The sequence below is a fragment of the Desulfatiglans parachlorophenolica genome (assembly GCF_055394735.1).
The window spans coordinates 5,450,113-5,474,000 of record NZ_AP042460.1 but is presented as its reverse complement, the minus strand read 5'-3'; the positions used below and the strand labels follow the sequence as shown (position 1 = coordinate 5,474,000).

The 23,888-nt window shown below is 60.5% G+C and carries 26 protein-coding genes and 1 tRNA gene; 18 read left to right on the top strand and 9 right to left on the bottom strand.

Features of this window, described 5'->3' with window-relative positions; translation table 11 throughout:
- Window positions 1-4: 4 nt before the first annotated feature.
- Window positions 5-235 carry a hypothetical protein gene (locus tag ACZ500_RS25430; RefSeq protein WP_464230230.1) on the bottom strand — a complete coding sequence of 77 codons (231 nt, stop codon included), beginning with the start codon at window positions 233-235 and terminating at the stop codon, window positions 5-7.
- A 679-nt stretch (window positions 236-914) separates the two neighbouring features.
- Between ACZ500_RS25430 and ACZ500_RS25425 the strand changes: the two genes are divergently transcribed.
- A complete protein-coding gene (locus ACZ500_RS25425; RefSeq protein ID WP_464230229.1) occupies window positions 915-2,075 on the top strand; it encodes a ferric reductase-like transmembrane domain-containing protein in 1,161 nt (386 codons plus the stop codon).
- 99 nt (window positions 2,076-2,174) lie between these two features.
- A complete protein-coding gene (locus ACZ500_RS25420; RefSeq protein ID WP_464230228.1) occupies window positions 2,175-2,522 on the top strand; it encodes a hypothetical protein in 348 nt (115 codons plus the stop codon).
- Window positions 2,523-2,947: 425 nt separating this feature from the next.
- Here the strand turns inward: ACZ500_RS25420 and ACZ500_RS25415 are convergent.
- Window positions 2,948-3,023: transfer RNA gene (locus tag ACZ500_RS25415), tRNA-Thr, on the bottom strand.
- A 197-nt stretch (window positions 3,024-3,220) separates the two neighbouring features.
- Between ACZ500_RS25415 and pyrF the strand changes: the two genes are divergently transcribed.
- A complete protein-coding gene (pyrF, locus tag ACZ500_RS25410) occupies window positions 3,221-3,940 on the top strand; it encodes an orotidine-5'-phosphate decarboxylase (protein ID WP_464230227.1) in 720 nt (239 codons plus the stop codon).
- Here the strand turns inward: pyrF and ACZ500_RS25405 are convergent.
- The 5 genes from ACZ500_RS25405 to alaC all read right to left on the bottom strand — a co-directional run bounded on the left by ACZ500_RS25405 (window position 3,929) and on the right by alaC (window position 9,404).
- Window positions 3,929-4,378, bottom strand: coding sequence for a PaaI family thioesterase (locus ACZ500_RS25405; protein ID WP_464230226.1), 450 nt, complete (start codon window positions 4,376-4,378; stop codon window positions 3,929-3,931). The two genes, pyrF and ACZ500_RS25405, sit on opposite strands and share 12 nt — an antisense overlap.
- 191 nt (window positions 4,379-4,569) lie before the next feature.
- The gene (locus ACZ500_RS25400) at window positions 4,570-5,253 is read right to left on the bottom strand and encodes an adenylate kinase (RefSeq protein WP_464230225.1); all 684 of its coding nucleotides are present in this window, start codon (window positions 5,251-5,253) and stop codon (window positions 4,570-4,572) included.
- A 373-nt stretch (window positions 5,254-5,626) separates the two neighbouring features.
- The gene (locus ACZ500_RS25395) at window positions 5,627-6,853 is read right to left on the bottom strand and encodes a cofactor-independent phosphoglycerate mutase (RefSeq protein ID WP_464230224.1); all 1,227 of its coding nucleotides are present in this window, start codon (window positions 6,851-6,853) and stop codon (window positions 5,627-5,629) included.
- A complete protein-coding gene (locus ACZ500_RS25390) occupies window positions 6,853-8,163 on the bottom strand; it encodes a homoserine dehydrogenase (RefSeq protein ID WP_464230223.1) in 1,311 nt (436 codons plus the stop codon). The genes ACZ500_RS25395 and ACZ500_RS25390 overlap by 1 nt, the downstream gene beginning before the upstream one ends.
- 74 nt (window positions 8,164-8,237) lie before the next feature.
- Window positions 8,238-9,404 (bottom strand): alanine transaminase, encoded by a 1,167-nt coding sequence (gene alaC, locus ACZ500_RS25385; protein ID WP_464233119.1) that lies wholly within the window; start codon window positions 9,402-9,404, stop codon window positions 8,238-8,240.
- 163 nt (window positions 9,405-9,567) lie between these two features.
- Here alaC and ACZ500_RS25380 point away from each other — a divergent pair, with 163 nt between their 5' ends.
- The 6 genes from ACZ500_RS25380 (at window position 9,568) to ACZ500_RS25355 (ending at window position 12,711) form a co-directional block, all read left to right on the top strand.
- The gene (locus tag ACZ500_RS25380) at window positions 9,568-9,717 is read left to right on the top strand and encodes a hypothetical protein (RefSeq protein ID WP_464230222.1); all 150 of its coding nucleotides are present in this window, start codon (window positions 9,568-9,570) and stop codon (window positions 9,715-9,717) included.
- Window positions 9,718-9,951: 234 nt separating this feature from the next.
- Entirely contained in the window at window positions 9,952-11,007 is a 1,056-nt protein-coding gene (gene purM / locus ACZ500_RS25375; RefSeq protein WP_464230221.1) for a phosphoribosylformylglycinamidine cyclo-ligase, read from the top strand.
- A gap of 101 nt (window positions 11,008-11,108) precedes the next feature.
- A complete protein-coding gene (locus tag ACZ500_RS25370) occupies window positions 11,109-11,432 on the top strand; it encodes a Sec-independent protein translocase subunit TatA/TatB (protein WP_464230220.1) in 324 nt (107 codons plus the stop codon).
- A 165-nt stretch (window positions 11,433-11,597) separates the two neighbouring features.
- Window positions 11,598-12,041: a CoA-binding protein gene (locus ACZ500_RS25365; protein WP_464230219.1), complete on the top strand. Its 444-nt coding sequence runs from the start codon at window positions 11,598-11,600 to the stop codon at window positions 12,039-12,041.
- Window positions 12,038-12,370, top strand: a complete 333-nt coding sequence (locus tag ACZ500_RS25360) for a DUF5683 domain-containing protein (protein WP_464230218.1) — start codon at window positions 12,038-12,040, stop codon at window positions 12,368-12,370. The genes ACZ500_RS25365 and ACZ500_RS25360 overlap by 4 nt, the downstream gene beginning before the upstream one ends.
- Before the next feature lie 8 nt (window positions 12,371-12,378).
- Window positions 12,379-12,711, top strand: coding sequence for a hypothetical protein (locus tag ACZ500_RS25355; protein ID WP_464230217.1), 333 nt, complete (start codon window positions 12,379-12,381; stop codon window positions 12,709-12,711).
- Here the strand turns inward: ACZ500_RS25355 and ACZ500_RS25350 are convergent.
- Entirely contained in the window at window positions 12,702-13,106 is a 405-nt protein-coding gene (locus tag ACZ500_RS25350; protein ID WP_464230216.1) for a DUF3568 family protein, read from the bottom strand. The two genes, ACZ500_RS25355 and ACZ500_RS25350, sit on opposite strands and share 10 nt — an antisense overlap.
- 284 nt (window positions 13,107-13,390) lie before the next feature.
- On the opposite strand from ACZ500_RS25350, the gene ileS reads away from it, so the two are divergent.
- The 9 genes from ileS to ACZ500_RS25305 all read left to right on the top strand — a co-directional run bounded on the left by ileS (window position 13,391) and on the right by ACZ500_RS25305 (window position 22,150).
- Window positions 13,391-16,183, top strand: coding sequence for an isoleucine--tRNA ligase (gene ileS, locus ACZ500_RS25345; RefSeq protein WP_464233118.1), 2,793 nt, complete (start codon window positions 13,391-13,393; stop codon window positions 16,181-16,183).
- 5 nt (window positions 16,184-16,188) lie between these two features.
- On the top strand, window positions 16,189-16,683 hold the full coding sequence (lspA, locus tag ACZ500_RS25340) for a signal peptidase II (protein ID WP_464230215.1): 495 nt from the start codon (window positions 16,189-16,191) through the stop codon (window positions 16,681-16,683).
- 78 nt (window positions 16,684-16,761) lie between these two features.
- Window positions 16,762-16,893, top strand: coding sequence for a hypothetical protein (locus ACZ500_RS25335; RefSeq protein WP_464230214.1), 132 nt, complete (start codon window positions 16,762-16,764; stop codon window positions 16,891-16,893).
- Complete coding sequence (locus ACZ500_RS25330) at window positions 16,841-16,978, top strand: hypothetical protein (RefSeq protein ID WP_464230213.1); 138 nt, start codon at window positions 16,841-16,843, stop codon at window positions 16,976-16,978. Before ACZ500_RS25335 ends, ACZ500_RS25330 begins: the two co-directional genes overlap by 53 nt.
- Before the next feature lie 86 nt (window positions 16,979-17,064).
- Window positions 17,065-17,856: a prolipoprotein diacylglyceryl transferase gene (gene lgt, locus ACZ500_RS25325; RefSeq protein ID WP_464230212.1), complete on the top strand. Its 792-nt coding sequence runs from the start codon at window positions 17,065-17,067 to the stop codon at window positions 17,854-17,856.
- Window positions 17,857-17,924: 68 nt separating this feature from the next.
- Complete coding sequence (locus ACZ500_RS25320) at window positions 17,925-19,142, top strand: efflux RND transporter periplasmic adaptor subunit (protein WP_464230211.1); 1,218 nt, start codon at window positions 17,925-17,927, stop codon at window positions 19,140-19,142.
- Between the two features lie 3 nt (window positions 19,143-19,145).
- A complete protein-coding gene (locus ACZ500_RS25315) occupies window positions 19,146-19,853 on the top strand; it encodes an ABC transporter ATP-binding protein (RefSeq protein ID WP_464230210.1) in 708 nt (235 codons plus the stop codon).
- Window positions 19,828-20,982 carry an ABC transporter permease gene (locus ACZ500_RS25310; RefSeq protein WP_464230209.1) on the top strand — a complete coding sequence of 385 codons (1,155 nt, stop codon included), beginning with the start codon at window positions 19,828-19,830 and terminating at the stop codon, window positions 20,980-20,982. Before ACZ500_RS25315 ends, ACZ500_RS25310 begins: the two co-directional genes overlap by 26 nt.
- A gap of 7 nt (window positions 20,983-20,989) precedes the next feature.
- Window positions 20,990-22,150 carry an ABC transporter permease gene (locus ACZ500_RS25305; protein WP_464230208.1) on the top strand — a complete coding sequence of 387 codons (1,161 nt, stop codon included), beginning with the start codon at window positions 20,990-20,992 and terminating at the stop codon, window positions 22,148-22,150.
- Between the two features lie 118 nt (window positions 22,151-22,268).
- Here ACZ500_RS25305 and ACZ500_RS25300 read toward each other — a convergent pair whose 3' ends face one another.
- Entirely contained in the window at window positions 22,269-23,885 is a 1,617-nt protein-coding gene (locus tag ACZ500_RS25300; protein WP_464230207.1) for an FAD-binding protein, read from the bottom strand.
- Window positions 23,886-23,888: the final 3 nt, after the last annotated feature.

Sequence of the window (23,888 nt, the reverse complement as noted above, 5' to 3'; positions counted from 1 at the left end):
CCTTTCAGACGTGCCGGTGGGCCTTCTTGATCCTGGCCAACCCCTCCTCGATCTCCGCCTTCGTGAATGTCTTCTGGCAGCGTGTGCACTGATAGATCTCTTCGATCAGCTTGTCGTAGATCAGTTCGTCGGAAAAATTGACGCCGTGAAACCGGAGCGAAAAGTTGTAAACCAATTTGAAATCTTTACCGGCGCAGCTGTCACACAAAAAGTAATCCTGAATATTTTCTTCCATGGTACCATCCTCCCCTTGCCGACAAGGCCTCGCAAGCCCCCAGGGCACATCAGCGGCCGCCTGTGCACTGCCGGCGATATGAACGTGTCATCATCCGTAAGGAGGCCTTTCAGAGGGTCCGGTGCCCTTCCGCCCGTCTGCTCGGGAGGCTCCCGCAAACCCTCTTCCCGCAGCGGCAAAATCACCCCCGCCACGACCGGAAACCTCCGCTTACGGCCGTGGAGCCCTTTCGACACCGAAAGCCTTCCGGATAGAAGACACCACAGGGACTGGAAAATCAGGTTCGACGTGGCTTTATAGCGCTTTTTGGGCGCGTTGACAACGATTTTTCCGGCGGAGGCACAGCTTCCTTTTGCGCACTGTTGGAAAGCCGGGGGCAAAAGGAGCGTTCAATCTGCCACCCATTTTGTGTTAGAATCGTTTCTATTGGAAGGTAGTCCACACGTAATAAGCCTTTCCGGATGGACACCAACATCCTCTTCCTTCGGAATTCATGACCCTGAATCGGTCTCGGAGAGCCCCGCAGCCGCCAGGGGCGGCTTCTGGAGGCATTCCGAATGGCGGCAGGACAACCCCCGGGCCTGATCCGTACGCGCTGGATCGGACGTGAGGGCACGAAACAGGCTGCGGGCGGATTTCTTCGGGAAGACGAAACCCTCTGGTTGGAACCGATCCAACAATGCTCACCATCTCAAAGATCCATCAAAAGACCTGGCCTGCGCTCCTGACGGTATGCGCCACCCTTATCGTCTGGCTCGGCAGCAAGGCCTATTACGACGACTGGTTTTCCGATCCCTGCAAATATCCTGCAAAAGCGGCCTCCCTGAGCGCCACCATCCTGATGTGCTGGTGCGCCGTTCTTTCGACGCGGCTTCGCCCGCTCGAAGCCTTCTTCGGAGGCCAGGACAAGGTCTACCAGGTCCACAAACGGATCGGGCGCTGGTCCTTTTTTCTGATCGTCCTGCACCCCCTCTTCCTTTCAGCTCACAATTTGCCGGATTTCCTTGTCTTTTTTCAGGAACTGGGGTTCCTTCGGCCTTCGGGAAACCCCTATCTCTGGGGTCACAACATCGGCGTTGCGACCTTTTCGCTGATGGCGGGGCTGATGATCTTCACCCTTTGGGTGAAGATTCCCTACCACGTTTGGAAGATAACCCATGAATGGTTCGGAGGGGTTCTGCTCCTGGCTGCGGGCCATGTACTGATCGTCGACCGCGACGTCGCCGCCTACCCCTTTCTCAGAATTTGGGTATACGGGTTTCTCGCTCTCGCCTTGGCAAGCTTTGTCTACATCCGATTTTTCTATCGGTTCTGCGGGCCCCATTTCCACTATACCATCTCCGAAATCGAAAAACATGGGGACGTGGTCCAGGCAACCCTCAGCCCGATTCAGGAAAAGATGGAATTCAAGCCCAGCCAGTTCGTCTATCTCGTTGTGCACAAGGAGGGGATCACCCCGGAGCCGCACCCGTACTCCATCGCCTGCGGCTACAATTCCAGCAACCGGATCAAACTGGGGATCAAGCAGTCAGGCGATCATACACGCTCCCTCGACAGGCTCGAAACAGGGGACTCCGTCACCCTTTACGGCCCCTATGGGCAGTTCAGCGACCGGTTCCTTTCGGCCGAAAGAGGCTGCATCTTCATCGGCGGCGGCATCGGCATCACCCCGTTTCTCGGGATGTGGCATGTGGCCCTCCACTCCGAAGAAAGGATCGAGGCCCGGGAGGCCCCCGAACGTCTGCGCCGGATGCACCCCGAACTGATCAGGACCTGGAAAAGCCCCCTCGTTTTTCTCTTTTATGTGTGCCGAACCATGGCGGACGCAAGGCTTCGATGAAGACATCCGGAAGGAGGTTGCGATAAGCCGTTTCCACGGATTCAAGACCCTTGAAGAGCGGGGCCACCACTACGAATGTTATCTCGTTTCCATCCGGAAATGGTCTTTTTTGCCAATCTCGGCGTCAATCTGCACGTTTGCTTGTGCGGCGACCTACAGGTCGCCTCCGCGCAAACGCTTGATTTCCTTGATATTGACAAAAAATCCTCATTTCCGGATTGGAAACTGGGTAGTGCCGGGAAATCATTTCCGGATGGACACTATCTCACTTCACGCCAGGGCCGGATCACGGCTGAGTATGTCCATGAGCGGGTCAAGGGGGGCGTGCAGGGCAAAAACATCTTTCTCTGCGGCCCATCTCCCATGGTCGCCTCTTTCGTAGAACAGTTCCAGTCCCTGGGTGTGCCAAGCCGACAGATCATCCTCGAAGACTTCAACCTGCTCTGAACATCGGCACAGGCGGACATCCCCAGGCTGCCGCCGCCGGCAGACCAAGTCGTTTCCATCCGGAAATGGCCTTTTTGGCCCATCTCAGCGGCGACATGCAGGTCGTCTCCCCACAAGCGCTTCATTTTCTTGATATTGACCAAACCGGGACTGAGCGGCGAAGCGGGTGAAGAAAAATCCTCATTTCCGGATTGGAAACCGGGTCGTGCTGGATAAGCATTTCCGGGTGGACACCAGATAGATACCAGGTACAGGCTCAAAGCTCGATGGAAATCCCCGCTGCGGCGCTGGAGTCAATGAGCCACACGGCGCCCGGATGACGGGTTCGATGGTGCTGCGTGGAAAAGAACCGAAAGGGTTCAGACAGAATCAGGAGCGTTCACGAAGGAAAGGAAAAAGTCGCAGTCTGAAGAAATCCGAAAGGATGGAGCCACCGTGCGGAATCGAACCGCAGACATCCTCATTACGAGTGAGGTGCTCTACCGACTGAGCTACGGTGGCTCACATTGATCCTTTAACATACTTGCATTTTAAGCGGATGTCCATTATTTTTTCGCTTGTTCCGGCTTTTCCGCACTGGATCGCTTTATTCCCGGGCACCCGCACGGCGACTTGCTCGGGGTTGACAGACCTTTTCCCTTTGGAAACCCTTTCGTTTCGGCGGCGCCCTTTCTGCGCCGCCCGCAAAGAGGCACCGCATGAAAGCACCCAAGGATTACATCATCTTCCCTTTGGATCTTCCTGATTACGAGCAGGCCCTCAGCGCCGTCGACCGGCTTCGAGACCACGTCGGCCTTTTCAAGGTGGGATTGGAGCTTTTTATCGCCGAGGGTCCAAAGATCCTCGAGGCGATCCGCAGCCGCGGCGGGGCCGGGATCTTCCTGGATCTCAAGCTGAACGACATCCCCGCAACAGTCAAACGGGCGCTCTCGGCCGCCGCCCGCTATCAGCCGCGCTTCGTCACCATCCACGCCGAGGCGATGGACCCCATCCTCAAACAGATCCCCGACAACGTCCTCGGTTCCACCCGGATTCTGGCGGTGACCGTGCTGACAAGCCACAGCCGCGAAAAACTCCTGCGCTTCGGGTGCGATCCGGCGCTTGCCGACGATATTCCGGCCCTGGTGCTCATGCGCGCCAGGGCGGCCCGGGAGGCCGGATGCCATGGGGTGGTCTGCTCCGGACAGGAAGTGAGCGGGATCAAGGACGCTTTCGGCCCCGGGTTCATCGCCGTGACGCCAGGGATCCGCCCCGCCTGGTCGATGGTGCCCGGCGACGATCAGAAGCGGATCGTCACGGCCGCCGAGGCTATCCGGCTCGGCGCGGATCACATCGTGGTGGGACGCCCGATCCGCGATGCCGCAGACCCGGCCGAAGCGGCTGACAAACTGGCGGATGAGATCGCCTCAGCGCTTTGACGCAAGATTATCCCGGTGCACAGCCATGAGGGTCACCATGGCCTTGGCCGCCAGCCTCTCAACACCCTCGGCGCGGTCGTAGACCTCCGATTCGGCGATGATGATCTGCCTGCCTCCGCGGAGCACCCTCGAGCGGCAGATCAAACGATCTCCGTAAGCGGGCCTCAGAAAATTGATCTTGAACTCGATGCTGAGGATCTGAAACTCGGCCGGCACGATCGTAAACCCTGCATAACCGGCTGTGTGGTCCGCCATGGTGGCCATAAGGCCCGCGTGGATGAAGCCGTCCTGCTGCCGGTGGCAGGGCGCGATCTCTACCTCCGAGCAAAACCTCCCGGAAGAGGCCTCCCGCGCCTTCAGCCGGCAGTGTTCGATGAAGCCGCGCTCGAAATCCTCCATCAGAAAGGCGGCACGCTCCGCCGATATGTCCCCCTTCATAGAGCGTCCTCAATACAAAGCGCCCTGATCAACCTGGGACCGGGGCGCTTCGATAAAAAACGGCCGAACGATCGACTCCGCGCCTGGAAAGCCTTACACCCGGAGGCCATCCACGCGCAGCCTCGCATTCGCCCGCAGGATCGCTTCAAGGGCCGGCAGGCCTGCCGGCCCGGGGCTCGACAAGGCCGGACTTACCGGCCGAGCTGCCCCAACAGATCCGCCGAGACCTCTTTGACACCGGGGCGTCCGTCCAACTCGATGAACCGGGGCTTGCCGCCGCGGTCGGCCGAGAGCTTCTTGTAAAAAAGAATGGCCGCCATCGTCCCGGTCTTGTCGTCGTAATAGATGTTGTGGCGTTGATCGATGGCTTCTTCGTCCTGGTCGTCGCTGCGGGTCTTGAGGTCTCCGCCGCAGACACGGCACTTGTCGCCGTTGGGCTTGATGGCGTCGATGTAGATGTTGTTCGGGTGATTGTTGTCGTTGACGCATAACCGCCGCCCCATGATGCGGTTCTTCGCGATCTGCCGGTCCAGCGCCATTTCGATCACGATATCGAGGTCGATTTTCTCAGCGCTCAAGGCCTTCTCGAGTTCCTGCGCCTGGGTGAGATTGCGGGGAAAGCCGTCAAGAAGCCAACCGTTTTTGCAGTCGGGTTCCTTCAGCCGGCTCAGGATCATGGGAATGGTAATGCTGTCGGGGACCAGTTCCCCACGGTCGATATAGCCCTTGGCCTCTTTGCCGAGATCCGTCCCGCGGCCGATGTTGTCACGAAAGATGACCCCCGTCTCGATGTGCGGAATCCCGAACTTCTCCTTGACGATGGCGCCCTGCGTACCCTTCCCGCTGCCGTTGGGACCGAAAAACAGTATCTTCATCCTTTTCTTCTCCTTTTCACTATAGTTTGGGGCTGTTGCAATCTGATCCACCCCTGGAATCACCATAACCCGCCGCCCGCCCGATGTACGGCCCGTCCCGTCCCTCGCACGCCCCAAGGCAAGCGGACCCCGGATCTTGGGAACCGCAGACTGCCGTTCTTGACCGCCTGCGCCTGCGCCGTCCCCCTGTTTCACGGCGGACCACGCCCCGGCTCAGAGCTACGGGATCGCATGTGCAGGTGGCGACGCTCTTCAAGCCGCCTCAGAAACGACGGCGCGCGCAGCCACCGGGATCGGACTGTAAGATCCGCCCCGGCAAAAACCCGACCTGCACCGCCCGAAAATATGTGATCGGGCCCCCACTGTCAAGCCATTAAGCCCGTCCTAGAAAATCCGGCATCAAGGTATGCCCGGCCTCATAGACGATGCCGCTCGCCGCGGCGTTTTTCTCGGTAAATCCGCCTTTCCCCGGTGATGCGGCCAAATCCTCGGGTCCGGCCCAAGCGAACGGCGCCGGCTCCCGGCTGTGGGTCTTCAGGCAGATGGGGGTAAAGTGGTCGCTGGCAACCATCACCCGAAACGACGGGTAATCGGAAAGTCCGTCAAGGACGGTCCCGACGACCTTGGCGTCGAAGGCCTCGATCGCCTGAATCTTCTCCTCCAGGCTCCCGTTGTGGCTCGCTTCATCGGGGGCCTCCACATGGACGAGCACAAAATCACGCGTCTCGAGGCCCTTGATCGCGGCCTCACCCTTTCCCCGGTAGTTGGTGTCGAGGTAGCCGGTCGCCCCCTCGACGAAAATCGGATCGAACCCGGCATAAATGCCGATCCCCCTCAGCAGATCCACAGCCGAAATGACGCCGCCGGTCAAGCCGAAGCGCTCGGTGAACCGCGGCAACTGCGGCGCACGGCCCTGCCCCCAAAGCCAGACGGAATTGGCCTCGAGGCGTCCATCGGCCCGGCGCCGGCGGTTGACGGGATGCTCCCGAAGGATGGGCCAGGAGGAGCGGATCACGCCCGGCACAGGGTTCGCACCTCCCAGGTCGAGGTAAGAAGCCATATCGCGGCCCAGGACATCGTGCGGGGGGATGGTCTGCGCATCGAGGGGTCCGGACGACCAAACCAGCAGGTGGCGATAGGCGACGCCGGGATAGATCCGGATGCCGGGCGACTCGAGCCCCGCCTGGAGGTCGGGGATCATCTCCCGCGACTCGGCGGTGGTGATGTCCCCCGAACTGTGGCTGAGCATCACGATCTCGCCCGTCGAACGCCAATCCAACGAGACCAGGTTCATCCGGAAGGCGACATCGTCGGGCGCGAGGCTCACCCCGAGGCTCGCGGCCTCGAGCGGGGATCGACCCGAGTGGTATACGCGCGGGTCATAGCCGAGCAGGCACAGGTTCGCGACGTCGCTCCCGGCCTCCATTCCCTCCGGGATCGTCTGGACCAGCCCCATGCGGCCCTGTGCAATACGGTCCATATTGGGGGTATGCGCCGCCTCGAGGGGTGTCCTGCCGCCCAACGCCTCGATGGGGTAATCCGCCATGCCGTCCCCCACCAGAAGCACGTAGCGGGTTCGCGGCGTCTCGCTGCAGTCCATTATCGATGCGCCCCTTCCACTCGGATCATGACGGTTCTGTCGGTCAATACGTCCAGCCGGTCGATCAGACCGATCGCCTGCTGGGCGCTTCGCTCCCGGGCCTCATGGGTCAGCATCACAATGGGGACCGACCCGTTGACCTCGCGCCCCATCTGGATGACCGACGAGATGCTGATCTCGTGGTCGCCCAGGATCCCCGCGATCCGCGAAAGCACACCTGGCTTGTCCAGGGCCGAGAAGCGGAAATAGTAGGCCGACACCAGTTCATCCATGGGTTGGATGGCGATATGACTCCGAACGGGCCGCGCGTATCCCCGCGAGGGCAGGACCCGGCCCTGCCCCGAACGCAGCTGCCGCGCGAGGTCCATGATATCCGAGACGACGGCGCTTCCGGTAGCCCGCCTCCCGGCTCCGAGACCGTAATAGAGGTTCGGCCCCACGAAATCGCCCTCGATGTAGATGGCATTGTAGACGTCATTGACATTGGCGAGGATGTGGCCCTTGGGGATCATGGCGGGATGCACCCGGGCCTCGACCCGGTCGCCGTGATGCCGGGCGATCGCCAGGAGCTTCACGCTGTACCCGAATTCGCCTGCAAAGCGGATGTCGTCCGGGGTAAGCCGCATGATGCCTTCGCGGTAAATCCCGTCGAAAGGCACCGCCTCTCCCCTCGAAAGCATGATGAGAATCGCGAGCTTGTGGGCGGCGTCGGTTCCGTCCACGTCCAGGGTGGGCGGATCCTCGGCATATCCCTCCCGGACGGCGTCCTCCACGACCTGCTCATAGGGCAGGGCCTCACGGGCCATCCGGGTCAGGATATAATTGGAGGTCCCGTTCAGGATGCCCATGATCGTCTGGATGCGGTTCGCCGCCAAACCGGAGCGCAAGGCGCGGATGATGGGGATCCCCCCGCCGACGCTCGCCTCGAACGCGAGCCCCACCCCGTTTTTCTCGGCCAGATCGAAGAGCTCGTTCCCGGTCTCCGCGAGCAGGGCCTTGTTGGCGGTCACGACGTGCTTGCCGCGCTCGAGCGCCATGCGGATGAATTCCTTCGCCTGTTTCAGGCCGCCCATCAACTCGACGACGATCCGGATGTCGGGATCCTCGATGACCTCCATGGCATCCCGCGTCAGAAGGCTTCGGTCTATGGCCACCCCCCTGTCCCGTTCGATGTCGAGGTCGGCGATGCGCCGGATGACGATCTCCACCCCCACGCGATCCGCGATCACGTCCCGGTTTTCGAGCAGGACCTCGCAGGCGCCGGCCCCGACCGTGCCAAACCCTATAATCCCCACCTGAAGCTGTGGCATATATCCTCACATCATGAAAGCGGAGGGTCGCCCCGCACCCCACGGCCCTCCCTATCCAACCTGGCTTTCCACCCTCAAAGGATCTGCTTGATCCCCCGGATCGCCTGGCGGATACGGTGCGGGTTTTCCACCAGGGCAAAACGGACATGCTCGTCCCCGTACTCGCCGAAGCCTATGCCCGGCGAAACCGCCACCCTGGCCCTCTCGATCAGCATCTTCGAAAATTCCACCGATCCCATCGCCCGATAGGGCTCGGGGATTCGCCCCCAGACGAACATGGTCGCCTTCGGCTTCTCGATCGCCCACCCGACGCGGTTCAGACCGTCCACCAGGACATCACGTCTTTCGCGATAGATTTCGACGATCTGCTCGACACAGTCATAAGGGCCGTTCAGGGCGATGATCGCCGCGATCTGTATAGGTTGGAAAACGCCGTAATCGAGATAGCTCTTGATCCGGCGCAGGGCCGAGACGAGGGCAGGGTTCCCGACGCAGAACCCTACGCGCCAACCCGGCATGGAGTAGCTCTTAGAGAGGCTGAAAAGCTCCACACCGATCTCCTTCGCACCAGGGACCTGCAGGAAACTCGGGGGCTTGTACCCGTCGAAGACCAGGTCCGCATACGCGAAATCGTGGATCACCATGATCTCGTGCTCGCGGCAGAAGTCGACGATCTTCTCGAAGAAATGCAGATCGACGACAGCCGTCGTGGGGTTGTGGGGGTAGGAGATGATCAGCATGCGCGGGTTCGGCCACGTCTGCTTGGTGGCCGTCAGCAGATCTTCGAAGAAATCCCGGTCCGGACCGATGGGGATACTCCTGACGTCCCCCCCGGCGATGATCGCCGAGTAGGGGTGGATCGGATAGGTCGGATTGGGTGCAAAGACGACATCCCCCGGGCTGATCGTCGCCAGGACCAGATGCGCCAGGCCTTCCTTGGCCCCGATGGTGACGATCGCTTCTTCGTCGGGGTCCAGATCGACGTCGAACCGCCGCTTGTACCAGTCACAGATGGCTTGCCGCAGTTTGGTGATCCCCATGGATGCGGAATAGCGATGATTCTGACCCTTTTCCGCGGCCTCCACCAGCTTGTCGACGATATGCCTCGGGGTGGGGATGTCAGGGTTTCCCATCCCGAGATCGACGATGTCTTCGCCCCTGTGCCGCGCGTCCATCTTGATTTTGTTGACCGTGGCAAAGACATAGGGCGGCAAGCGACTCATTCTCCTGAATTCCTGCATCATTTCCTTCATCTCCTTTAAAAATCCACACCCTGTCCGACGGGTCCTACCGACCGGGAGCGTTTACCACCGTCTTGCCCGCCAATCCACAAAGCCCCTGAACGGGCAAGATCATAGTGGATCGTCCTCAAAAATGCAAAACCTACTTGGTTTCCATCCGGAAATGGTCTTTTTTGCCAATCTCGGCGTCAATCTGCACGTTTGCTTGTGCGGCGACCAGCAGGTCGCCTCCGCGCAAACGCTTGATTTCCTTGATATTGGCCAAACTGGGACCCGCCGCGAAGCGGTGGGACTGAGCACCCGAAGGGTGTGAAGAAAAATCCTCATTTCCGGATTGGAAACTGGGTTCTATAGGGAAATCATTTCCGGATGGATACTACTTGGTTTCCATCCGGAAATGGTGTGCCGTTATCGCTCGGGCGGCCGGCATGCCGATCTTGCCAGAAATTGTTTGACAAACCGGGCCCTAAAAGCCGAGTATAGTAGAGTTGAGATCTGCCTGAAACGCCCTCATCTTTGCTTAAACCGCCTTGTTGGACAAGAACCGATGGCCGAGAAGAAAGTGACGCGACAGTATGCCGATGCGGGCGTCGATATCGACGCCGGCAACCGCTTCGTACAAAGGATCAAACCGATCGTCAGCAAGACCTTCCGGACCGGGGTCATCACCGACATCGGGGGATTTGCGGGGCTGTTCTCCCTCAACCTCCAGCACGTCGAGAAGCCTGTCCTTGTCAGTTCGACCGACGGGGTCGGCACCAAACTGAAGATCGCCTTTATGATGGACCGGCACGATACTGTCGGCATCGATCTGGTTGCGATGTGCGTAAACGACATCCTTGTCCAGGGAGCCACCCCGCTTTTCTTTCTGGACTATCTCGCCATGCGGAAACTGGATGTGGACAGGGCAGCCGACATTGTAAAAGGCATCGCAGACGGATGCCAGGAGGCGCAATGCTCCCTGATCGGAGGAGAAACCGCCGAGATGCCTGACTTCTACGGTGAGGGGGAATACGATCTGGCCGGGTTCGTAGTCGGTCTGGCCGACAACAAAGACATCCTGGACGGCTCCGAGATCGCCGTGGGGCACCAGCTGCTCGGCATCGGATCGAGCGGTTTGCACAGCAACGGCTACTCCCTGGTGCGCAAAATTTTCTTCGAAGACCTGCAGATGAATGTCCACGATTTCATACCCGAGTTCGGACGAACCCTGGGCGAGGAACTGCTGAAGCCGACGCGCATCTACGTCCGCACGATCCAGAATCTACGGCGCGATTTCCGCATATATGGCATTGCCCACATTACGGGCGGCGGGTTGATCGACAACCTGCCCCGGATCCTTCCGGCCGCCTGCAAGGCGGTGATCGAACGGGGATCCTGGGAACGCCCCCCTGTCTTCCATTATCTAGAGCAAAAGGCCGATATCCCCGAACGGGAGATGCTCCGCACCTTCAACAACGGCTTGGGCCTCGTGATCGTCGTGAATGCCGACGACACGAAGGAGGTCATGCTAAGGCTGGAGGCGATGGGTGAGAAGGGTTATCTGATCGGCACGGTCGACGAACGTAGTGACGGCGAGGAACCGGTCGAACTGACCGGTTGATCTCCGAGGGTCGGGTCATCCGTCGACAGCCGGGCAAATTCCCCTGCAGCCGGCTGGAACCGACCGAACCCCTGAAAGCATTCCTTTGAAAGAGCGCCATTATGTTCGGATTAGGCCCCAGTGAACTTCTCATCATCGCGGTCATCGTGCTGATCCTGTTCGGCGCCAAGCGCCTTCCAGAAATCGGCAAGGGTCTGGGCGGCGCGATCCGGGAATTTAAAAACGTCAAAAAAGATCTTGCCGACCCGATAGGCGAACTTGGAAAAGCACCCGACACAGGGTCCAAAAAGACCGCGGCGGAGGCCTCCGCCCCCAAGGCCCTCGAGGCCAAGCTGACCGATGCCGTCATCGGGCAGGTCCCAGGCGTCAAGAGGGCCATGGAGGTCAAGGACAAGGCTCAAAAGATAAAAGAGATCCTGCAATAATGCGGTGGAATCGGAAGGAAACGAATGCCGCGCCGACGTCGTGCCCCGGCCGTTTTCGCCCGCGCAGGTTTATCCAACCGAGGCGTCTTTCGACAACCCGTCATCATGAGACCCCATGCTTCGGCGCCTCTACCGGGTCCTTGTGGAGGCGCCTGCTGAAAAGCCATGTCAAGCTGTGAACTCCCAGATAACCGGCCGCCGGACGAAGCCATCGGCGCCATTCTGCGCCGATGCCGGACCATTGCAGTAGTGGGGCTTTCGCCGAAACCCGCGCGGGACAGCCACCGGGTGGCGGCTTATCTGCTGGAACACGGCTACGATGTCATCCCCGTCAATCCCGGACAGAGGGAAATCCTCGGACGCCCCTGTTTCCCGACCTTGGCGGCAATCCCGTTCGAGGTGGATCTCGCCGACCTGTTCATCGGTTCTCAGAGGGTGGATCCCTTTGTCGATCAGGCCATCGCCAAAGGGATCGGGGTGATCTGGATGCAGCTCGGGATCGTGCACGAGGAGGCCGCCCGAAAAGCCCGGGAGGCGGGATGCACGGTCATCATGAACCGCTGCATCATGCGGGACCACCTGCAGTTGTGGAAAGGGGGCCGGGGATGAAAAAGGCGTGGCTCGCGGCGCTCTGCTCCGGGCTGGTCATTCCGGGTCTGGGGCAAATCTTCAATCAGCACCTGAAGAAGGGCTTGGTCCTCCTGGGCTCCGTTTTCGTGCTTTTTCTGGCCGCCCTCTTTGCGTCTTATCGACTTTTCCAGCAGGCGATGGAAAGCGCCCCTGGCCCCTCCAACGCTGAGGGGGGATTCATCGCCAGGCTGCAGTCCCAGGATTTCACGGCGCTCAAGCTGATCCTGGCCTTTTTCTTGCTCCTTTGGATCTACGCGGTCATCGACGCCTTTGTCTCAGGCGCGCGGATGGATCGCGAAAAAAGGTGATTCCGACGATGCGCGCCTATCTGCTCGATGAAATTCCGACCGTCAGCCTCGAAAAGATCAAGGGCTTTCTGGAGGAAAACGCCCTGCACAGCCGGATCGACGGGATCTACTGGGTTCAGATCCCGGACGACGTCCTGACCAAGGAGCAGTGCAGCCATCAGGCCTGCCGCCCCCATGTCTTCGCCGTTGAGCTGGGCCCGGACTGGGTGCGGCTCGAATTTCTCATCCGCTCGCTCCACACCATGCAATGCACCTGTCTCGGATACTGCACGGAGCCGCAAAGGCATTTCGTGATGCATTTCGCAGACAATATGCTGAAGGCCCTGGACATTCAGACCTGACCGCTCAGAGCCTCCCCGATTCGCTTCTCGATCACCGCCGCACCATCCTCGTCGCCCCAGAAACCGACCCGAATCGCAACTTCGGTTTGTTCCGCCGAAACATACTTCATTTTGAGCGTAACCGGCGTCCCGTCCGCCTGCTCGGCCGAGACCGTACCTGAGCTGAGATCGTGCCGGGCGTCCTTCACCTTGAACCCGAGCGCCTGGACAGCCGCGAGGCCCGCCTGCCAACTTCTTTCGAACGGCGCCTCGTAGACGACGATCAAAGAACCCTGGCAATACCGATAGCCTCCCACACCGGCGGCCGCGCCGGTGCCGAAGACGATCAACGGCCCGCAACCGCTCAGGATAAAGGACAGCAACACCCCTGCCGCAACAAATTTGATACGCTTCAATTTGATATCACCTTTCCTCCCTGGTTTCATCCGGGTGAGGCGGCACCCCGCTTCACCCGTTTCCCTTCAGCTTGCCGACACCCCTCACGGATGTCAACCGCTTCGAGTTCAGGGTCCCCGTTTCTTCACCCGATTCGCCGCTCAGTCAGCGTCCATCCGGAGACGGCATGAAACACAGCGTCGGCGCGGGCCTTTCCGCCGATCGCAAGACCGATTCTGGATTTGACTTGATTCCGGGCATCTGTTATGTTTTGGGTTTATTATATGCTATGGAGGCATCCTGCATGGATTACAAGCAAACACTCAACCTTCCCCAAACCGCCTTTCCCATGAAGGCCAATCTGGTCAAGAAAGAGCCTGAGATCCTTGCCAAATGGGAAGCAGAGCATCTTTACGAACTGATCCGGACGCGGTCCAAAGGCCGGAAACGCTACATGCTACATGACGGCCCACCTTACGCCAACGGCCACATCCATATGGGCACCGCCTTCAACAAGATCCTGAAGGATATCATCATCAAGTCGAAACAGATGGCCGGCTTCGACGCCCCTTACGTCCCCGGATGGGATTGCCACGGCCTTCCGATCGAACATAAGGTGGACCAGGAACTGGGGAAACGCAAAGCCGACATGACCCAGGCCGAGATCCGGCGCCACTGCCGGGCCTACGCCGAGCGCTTTATCGACATTCAGCGCAATGAGTTCAAACGGCTGGGCGTCCTCGGCGAGTGGGAACGGCCCTACCTCACGATGAACTATCCGTACGAAGCCACGATCGTCCGGGAATTCGGCAAGTTCGCGCTGAACGGCAGTCTGATCCGCAGCAAGAAACCCATTTACTGGTGCGCCTCCTGCCACACCGCCCTGGCCGAGGCCGAAGTCGAGTACGGGGACCATGCCTCACCGTCGATTTTCGTCAAATTCCCTATAGTCTCCGACCTCTCGGCGCGCTATCCGGAGCTCGAGGGCAAGCGGGTCTTCGTGCTCATCTGGACCACCACCCCCTGGACAATCCCCGCGAACCTAGCCATTGCGCTCCACCCGGACTTCGATTATGTCGCGGTCGAAATCCCGGGGGGCGATGTCCTCATCCTGGCCGAAGGGCTTCTCTATGTCTGCATGGACTCCTTCGGAATCGAGGATTACTCCGTTCTGACCGCCGTCGATCCAAAGGACCTCGAAAACCTCGAGGCGCGCCACCCCCTCTACAACCGGCCCTCCCGCATCGTGCTGGCCCCCTACGTGACCCTCGAGGCCGGCACCGGCTGCGTCCACACGGCCCCGGGGCACGGGCGTGAGGATTACGAAACCGGGCTCGCCTACGGCCTGGAGGTCTACTCTCCGGTGGACGGCGACGGCCGTTTTCTCCCGGAAGTGGAGTTCTTCGCCGGACAAAGCGTCTTCGAGGCCAACCCCCTCGTCAACCAGAAACTGCGGGAAGTGGGCGCCCTCATGAAGGAAGAGGTCATCCACCATGAATACCCGCATTGCTGGCGCTGCAAGCAGCCGGTCATTTTCCGCTCCACGGAGCAGTGGTTCATCTCGATGGACAAGACCCAATTGCGGCAGCGGGCCCTCGAGGCCATCGGGCGCGTCAACTGGATCCCGGCCTGGGGGCAGGAGCGGATCCAAAACATGATCGCCAACCGGCCCGACTGGTGCATCTCTCGGCAGCGAAGCTGGGGGGTCCCCATCACGGTCTTTTTCTGCAAGGACTGCGGCGAGATCCTCGTCTCGCAGGAGATCATCGACCATGTGGCCGCCAAGGTGGAGACCTCCGGCGCGGACATCTGGTTCACGGAATCCGAGACCGATCTTCTGCCGCCCGGTACGACATGCCCCGGCTGCGGGTCGAACCGATTTCAAAAAGAGACGGACATCCTTGACGTCTGGTTCGACTCCGGTGTCAGCTATGCCGCCGTCATGGAAAAACGCCCCTATCTCGAAAACCCCGCCGACATGTACCTCGAGGGCAGCGACCAGCATCGCGGCTGGTTCCACAGCTCCCTCCTCTGCTCCGTCGGAACCCGCAGCGAAGCCCCTTACCGGAACGTGCTGACCCACGGGTTTGTCGTGGACGGCGCGGGGAAGGCCATGCACAAATCGGCCGGGAACGTCATCGCCCCCGAGGAGCTCATCCGGAAATACGGGGCGGAGATCCTGCGGCTCTGGGTCGCGGGGGAAGACTACCGCGACAACATCCGGCTCTCCGACGAGATCCTGCAGCGTCTGACTGAAGCCTACCGGCGCATCCGGAACACCTGCCGCTTCCTGATCGGGAACCTCTACGACTTCGATCCGGCAGCCGACCGGATCCCGCGTGAGGACATGCAGGAACTCGATCAGTGGGCCCTGCAACGCCTCCAGGACCTCAGCCGGAAGATTCTCAAGGCCTATGAGGACTGCGAGTTTCACGTGGTCTACCACGGGCTGCACAATTTCTGCGTGCTGGATCTATCCTCCCTCTATCTGGACATCGTCAAGGACCGGCTGTACACTTCGCCCCCGCGATCCCGGGCGAGGCGCTCGGCCCAGACGGCCATGCACATCATCCTGGACACCCTGGTACGTCTCATGGCCCCGGTCCTTTCCTTCACCGCCGAAGAGATCTGGCAGTATCTGAAAGGAGAACGGGCGCCGAGCGTACACGCGGACGGCTTCGCGCAGATCGATGAAGCCTTTTCCAATCCGGACATCTCCGAGCGTTGGGACCGCATCATGACCGTCCGCCGGGAGGTCACCAAGGCCCTGGAACTGGCCCGCAAGGAGAAACGGATCGGGCATTCGCTGGATGCCGTCGTCACCCTCGGACTAGCCGAGGATTGGATGAACCTGATGAATCCCTACCGGGAAGAGCTTCGCTCCGTCTTCATCGTCTCGGAGGTTCGGCTCGCTTCACCAGCCGAACTGGAGGCAGTCGCCGAAAGTGAAACCGTTCCCGGTCTGCGGGTGCTCGTCGGGCCGTCCAGACAGCCCAAATGCGAGCGGTGCTGGGTGCATGACGCGAGCGTCGGCGAGGCGGACGCCCATCCCAGTCTCTGCCGCCGATGCCTTCTGGCGATCGAGGAAACGGAGTAAGGCCTTTGGCGAGCCCTGTCCATTTCACCGTTTGGCCGGCGGTTGTCGTCGTAGCCCTGGACCAGGTCTCCAAGTGGCTGTTGACGCGTTTTCTACAGCCCCTCGAGACGTTCCCGGTCCTGAGCGGTTTTTTCAATATCGTGCATGTCCGCAACCGGGGAATGGCCTTCGGGCTCCTCAACCGGAGCGACGGCGTGCAGTGGCGGATGATCCTCCTCATCGGGGCGAGCCTGGCGGCTACCATCGTACTGGTGTGGTGGCTCACGCGCTTGAAGCCCAGCGAAAGGCTGATGGCCTTCGCCCTCTCCCTCGTCCTTGGTGGGGCCGTCGGCAATCTGGTAGACCGTTTGGCATACGGTGAAGTCATTGATTTTCTGGATTTTTATATCGGGTCCTACCACTGGCCGGCCTTCAACGTCGCGGATGCAGCCATTACGATCGGAACCATTCTGATCGGGTTTGTCTTTCTGCGTGGATCCCGGAGAGGCGCTCAATTCTAGGGGTTTGGCGACCTTTCGCCTGGACGTTTGTTCAACCCGTTGTTCGCTGCATGGATGGCTTTAGTTTCCAATCCGGAAATGGTCTTTTTTGCCAATCTCAGCGTCAATTTGCACGTTTGCTTGTGCGGCGACCTACAGGTCGCCTCCGCGCAAACGCTTGATTTCCTTGATATTGGCAAACCGGGACCCGCCGCGAAGCGATGGGACTGAGCACGCGAAGCGTGTGAAGAAAAAATCCTCATTTCCGGATTGGAAACTGGGTTGTACCGGGAAATCATTTCCGGATGGATACTAGATAAAAAAAGGCATCTTTTATGATGCCAGTGTCTCAGACATCAAGTCCAGCAGGCTCCGAAACCCTCGAGCCCGGAAAGATTACGTATGTTCCCTGACCTTATCTCCATAGGCCCCTTCACCCTGCACAGTTACGGCCTTCTCGTGGCCATGGGCTTTCTTGCCGGTCTTTTTGTCACCGTGCAGATCGGAAAGCGGGAGGGGTACACCTCGCAGCAGATCATGGACATGGGGTTCCTGATGATTCTCGGCGGGGTCATAGGATCACGGCTCCTTTATATCCTGATCAACCTCGGCCACTACCTTCAGCACCCACTGGACGCCCTCAAGATCTGGCAAGGCGGCCTCGTCTTCTCGGGCGGGATCCTGGGCGCCTTGATCGCGATGGGCTGGTACAGCTACCGTCACAGCATTCCCTTGTGGAATTTGGGGGATCTCTGGGCCCCTGCCGCCTCCATCGGACAGGGCTTCGGCCGCATCGGCTGCCACCTGGCGGGATGCTGCTACGGGAAGCCAACCGATTCGTGCCTGGGCATCGTCTTCACGCATCCCCACTCACTGGCACCCCTGGGGATTCCCCTCCATCCCACCCAGCTCTATTCGTCGCTCAGCGCCTTCACGATCTTCGCGATCCTTCTCTTCCTTTCGCTTCGCAAGACCTACAACGGGCAGGTCTTTCTCTGGTTTCTCATCCTGCACAGCACCGCCCGACTCTGGATAGAAAAATACCGCTGGGACGATCGCGGAACCCTGTCGGGGACCTCCATGACCGTGACCCAGTTGATTGCCCTCTGCATCCTGCTCGCTGCGATCATCACGCTGTTCGTCCTCAAATCGCGGCGCAGAAAACAGGGGAAGGCCCCCCGGCACTCTCCCTGACTTGACGCAAGTATCCAGGACAATGGCGCATTTGACCGGCACCCATCCATCGAAAGGAACCCTGCGGCATGCCTGAGCAAGAAGACCTTTCCGGTCTGCGCATTGAAAAAAAGACGTTCACTCCCCGCCGGAGCCGGAAAAAATATCTTTTCACCATCCTGCTGGGAATGGCGGTCGCGGCGACGCTCTACTGGCTTCATCAACGACAACTCCTCAAACCCGCTACCGATGTCCACACCTATCATATCCAGGCCTTGTATCCGGCTCAGACATTCACACGTCTGAATGCCAGCGGCTATGTGGTAGCACAGCGGAAATCCGCAGTAGCCGCCAAGATTACGGCGCAACTGGTCGAGTTGTCCGTCGAAGAGGGCAGTCGCGTTTCCGAGGGGGACGTAATCGCCCGTCTCGAAGCTCGCGATGCCCTGGCTGCGCGCGATAGGGCCCTCGCAAACCTCGAAATGGCCGTTTCAAACCTCGCGCAGGCAAAAGCGGAGCTGCGGGATGCCCGGCTGGAATACGAGAGAAACCGCCAACTTGTCGAACGGAGAATCGTTGCGCAGGCCCAGTTCGACAAGGCCGAGGCGCGCTACAGAAGTGTATCGGCCCTGGTCCGAGCCCGCGAAGCGGCGATCGACGCTGCAAAGGCAACCGTGCGGGAAACCGAGGTGGCGATTGAATACACTCACATCCGGGCCCCGTTCGACGCCGTCGTCCTGACCAAGAACGCCGACATCGGCGACATCGTCACCCCCATTGGAGCGGCCGCCAATTCCAAGGCGGCCGTCGTGACCATTGCGGATATGGGTTCCCTGCAAGTGGAGGTGGATGTCTCCGAGGCGAATATCGCGACGGTTTACGAAGGCCAGCCCTGCGAGATCCAACTCGACGCCTTCCCCGACCGGCGTTTTTCAGGCAAGGTCTATATGATCGTGCCCACGGCCGACCGAACCAAGGCCTCCGTCATGGTCAAGGTCGCCTTCAACCATCTGGAACCGGACATCCTGCCCGAGATGAGTGCCAAGGCGGCCTTCCTGGAACGGGCCGTTCAACCCGGCGAAGAGGTGCCGGTCCTTGCCGTCCCTGTTTCTTCCCTGGTCGAAAAGAACGGCAAAACTCATGTCTTCACCATTTCCCGACAAAGGGCCCTCTTGACCCCTATCGAGACCGGACGTCTTTTCGGATCGATGCAGGAAATCACCGACGGGATTGCTGCCGGCGACCGAGTCGTCATCGATCCCCCTGCGCAACTCGCCCATCTGACCCGGGTCAGCCTCCTGGAGTAGCGTATGGACAAGGAAGGCCGTGTTCTGGTGGAAATCGACAACCTCAGCAAATCCTACCGGCGGGGCGATCAGACGATCCCGGTCCTCAACGGCATCAGCCTGAGAATTCCCGAGCGTGACTTTTTGGCCCTCATGGGCCCCTCGGGCTCGGGGAAAAGCACCCTGCTGAACCTCATCGCCGGCCTCGACCGGGCTGACAGCGGCCTCATCCGTGTGGCCGGGGTCGTCATCACGGATCTCTCCGAGATCGAACTGGCCCACTGGCGGGCCCAGAACGTCGGGTTCATCTTCCAGTTCTACAACCTGATCCCCGTTCTGACCGCCTTTGAAAACGTTGAGCTGCCCCTTCTCTTGACCGATCTCTCCAAGAAAGAGCGCCGTGAGCATGTCAAGACCGCTCTCGCCCTGGTCAAGCTGGATGACCGTATGGACCACCGCCCGGGCCAGCTCTCCGGCGGCCAGCAGCAGCGGGTGGCCATCGCCCGCGCCGTCGTGACCGACCCGGCCATCCTGGTCGCCGATGAGCCCACTGGAGACCTGGACCGGCGTTCGGCCGACGACGTACTCAACTTGATGGAGCGTTTGACCGGCGACCTCGGTAAAACCGTCATCATGGTAACCCATGACCCGCGTGCGGCTGAGCGGGCCCGCACCTTGAAGGTCCTCGACAAGGGCATCCTGGCCAATGCTTCTGAAGCTCCTCTTTCGTAACACCTTTCGATCCCGGCTGCGTAGCGCCCTTACGATCAGCGGCGTGGCCATCGCCGTACTCGCCTTCGGTCTTCTGAGAACGGTTGTCGATGCCTGGTACGCCGGTGCGGACGCCACTTCCGCCACACGACTGGTCACCCGCAACGCCATCTCCCTCATCTTTCCTCTGCCAATCTCGTACATCGAGAAGATCCGCAGCATAGACAACGTCAAGACCGTTTCCTACGGCATCTGGTTCGGGGGGCGATACATCGACGAAAAACATTTTTTTGCCAATTTTGCCGTCGAACCCCGCAGCTATCTCCAGCTCTATCCGGAATTCGTCCTGCCTGAGGAGCAGAAAGAGGCCTTTTTCCGCAACCGCAAAGGGTGCATCGCCGGCAGGAAGCTGGCCGAGCGGTTCGGCTGGCGCATCGGTGACAACATCACCCTTCAGGGAACCATTTATCCGGGAAACTGGGATCTCACCCTTCTGGGCATATACAAAGGACGTGAGCCGACCACCGACGAGCGGCAGTTTTTTCTCCACTGGGACTACCCGAACGAAACCCTCAAAAAGCTGGGTTTGCCGAGGGCGGATCAGGTGGGCTTTTACATGATCGGCATCGAGGACCCCGACCGGGCGGCTGCTACGGCGGAGGCCATCGACGGACTGTTCAAAAATTCCTATGCCGAAACCCTGACGGAAACGGAAAAGGCCTTTTCCCTCGGCTTCATCGCCATGGGCGAGGCCATTCTGACGGCGATTCAACTGGTTTCCCTGGTGGTGATCGTCATCATTATGGCGGTTGTCGCGAACACCATGGCTATGAGTGTGCGGGAGCGCTCAGGTGAATACGCGGTCTTCAAGACCCTCGGCTTCGGGAGATTTTTTCTGGGGCGGCTCATCCTCGGGGAATCGCTTCTGATAACCGGCCTGGGCGGGCTTTTGGGAATCCTGCTGACCTTCCCGGTAGCCGATATCTTTGCGGGCGCAGTCGCGGATTATTTCCCGGCCTTTTTCATCAAACCCGGGACCCTCCTACTCGACGGGATCGCGGTCCTGGTCGTGGGGCTGGCGGCATCCGTCATCCCCATCTGGAGGACCTCGAGCGCGCGAATCACCGACGCGCTGGGCAGGGTCGGATAGGCCTGGCATGAAACTGCTCTTCTTCTACAGCTTCAGAAACATCCTGACACGCAGGCTTACGACATTTCTGACCACCGGCGGGATGGCCCTGGTCGTCTTCGTCTTCGCCGCCATCGTCATGCTCGCCGACGGGCTGCAGAAGACGCTTGTCGATACCGGCGCTGCGGACAACATCGTGATCATCCGACGCTCGGCCGTATCCGAAGTCCAGAGCGCCATCGAACGAAACAAGGCCGCGATCGTCGAAACCGACCCCGGCATCGCCCTCGGCCCAAACGGACAGCGGCTTCTCGCCAAAGAACTGCTGGTTTTGATCACCCTGCAGAAGCGCGCAAGCAGAAATCCGGCAAATGTCGTGATCCGCGGCGGCACTCCTCAGTCCCTGCAGCTGCGGGACCAGATCACCCTCACGGCCGGTCGGCTGCCCCACCCCGGCGCGCTCGAGATCATGGTGGGTCGAAACGTGGCGGAGCGCTTCGATCAGGCTGGACTCGGGGAAAGCCTCTTCTTCGCGCAGCGGCGTTGGCGCGTCGTCGGCATTTTCGATGCCGGCAACACCGGATTCTCCTCCGAGATCTGGGGGGATGTAAATCAACTGATGCAGGCCTTCAGGCGCGACGTCTATTCCTCCATCATCTTCCGCCTGCGGCAGGCCGGCGGCTTCGATGCCGTCTCGGAGCGTATCCTCAGCGATCCCCGCCTTACCCTCGATGTCAAACGCGAAAGGGATTTCTACCGGGAGCAGTCGGAGATGATGAGCAAGTTCCTGCGGCTCCTCGGCTTTTACCTGACTCTGATCTTTTCGATCGGCGCCGTGGTCGGCGCTATGATCACGATGTACGCCGCCGTCGCCAACCGTACCCAGGAGATCGGCACCCTGCGCGCACTCGGGTTCCAACGCGGCACGATCCTGACGGCCTTTCTTCTCGAATCGCTCCTGCTCGGCCTCCTCGGGGGTCTCGGCGGCCTCTTCTTTTCGAGCTTCCTGCAGTTTTTCACCGTTTCGACGACCAACTTTCAGACCTTCTCCGAGTTGGCCTTCCGTTTCAACCTGACCGCCGCCACCGCGTTGAAGGCCCTCGCCTTCGCCCTCTTCATGGGTTTTGCAGGCGGCATTCTGCCTGCCATCCAGGCCGCCCGCAAAAACATCGTCGAGGCCCTGCACTGACCTCTCTTGCCTGTGGGCCGCTCAGTGAAGACACCGCTCCGTCAGGAAACAACCACCCGACGCAGCCAGGCTCGAAATCAACCGCCTGAATGGATGACGCCACAGAATGGGCAATCCTCTAGGGCGTGTACAAAACGACGAGGCAGCGGGTTGGCTCGTTCGAGACGCTTTTCAGCTTGTGGGGGGTATCGGAATTGAAGTGGCGGGAGTCTCCGGGTTTGAGGTGGTGGGCGCGGTTGCCCAGGGTCAGCATGAGTTCTCCCTCCATGACGAAGATGAACTCTTCGCCTTCGTGCTTGTAGGCCACCGGCTTGTGGGTCTGGCGGGATTCGATGGTTACGAGGAAGGCACGCAGATGGTCGTTCTCGGCCCCCGGGCTGAGGGTCTGGTAGGAGTAGTTCCGGGTCCGCTTTATAAACGCCTGCGCGCGCAGATCCCGGAGGAGTGTCTTCTGCTCCTGGCGCAGGAACTGGCCGGGGTCGATCTTCAAAGCGTTTGCGAAACGGAGCAGAAAGCCGACGGGAGGCGTCATGAGGCCCGCTTCTACCTGGCGGATGAATTCCGGGGACTCGCCCGTCGCTTCGGCCAGGGCCTCCAGCGACCAGCCGTGCTGCGCACGAAGGCGGGCAAAACGCGCTCCGAAACCATCCCCCTGTTCGCCGCCCGCCATTCCGGTCAAGGCATCCGCCATACGCCGCAGGGTCAACTGCTGCACGGCCTCGGTCAGATGGGGCAGAAAAGCGCGCGCATCCGCGACCACGCCGATATCGGCCATTTGGAAGATGGGCGCGGCCGCGTCCCGGTTGACCGCCACGATGATCCCGGCCTCGCCGATTCCCGCCGTGTACTGCACCGCACCCGAGGTGCCGACGGAAAAAAGCAGCCTCGGATGGACACGCTTCCCGGTCTGACCGATCAACCGCTCTTCCTCCACCCAGCGGGCGAGCACGGGCGGCCGGGTAGCCCCGACCTCCCCGCCGAGCGCAGCGGCCAAATCCCGAACGAGTCCGAATCCTTCCATATTTCCGAGGCCGGCCCCGCCGACCACGGCCACATCGGCCTCCTCGAGCGACTGCCCTTGGGGCGTTTCAGCCGAGGCATCCACAAGCCGGCACCCCGCCTGCCCCCCGATCTTTTCCAAAAGAACCCATTCGAGAAGCCCCGGCGCCCCTCGCTCCTCGCCAGGCATCCAGGCATACGGATCCACCGTCACGAGGCCGGTGGCGGCATCATCCGCAAAGGCGATCTCGGCCGCAATCGTACCCCCCCAGGCCGGACATTGCGCGGCAATGCGGCCGTCCCTTGCATCGAACCGGGTGCAATCGGCGATCAGGCCTGACCCGGTCAGGGCGGAGAGCCTGGCGGCCGTCTCTCGGCCAACGTCCGTCAGCGGGAAGATCACGAGGCGGGGTCCAAGCAGGGCGATCCGGTCCGCCAGCGCCCGCGCAAAACCGTCCGCGGGCGGCCCTTCCGGCCATGGGATTCGGTAGAGATGGACGTAGTCCGCCCCGCCGGCCACGGCGGCCTCCGCCGCCTTTTCCACCGAAAGCACCTCGGCCAGCGAGGCAGATGGTGCGTCTGTCCGATCGGGGACCATGAGCACCATGACCGTTTGAACACCAAGGGAAGAGGCCGCTTGCCGGGCGGCGCTCAAAGCCCGCAGGCTCAAATCGTAAAGGGCTTCGGTCCGGCGGTCGCCGAAGACCCAGACCCCGTTTTCAGATCCTTGCTGCATGCC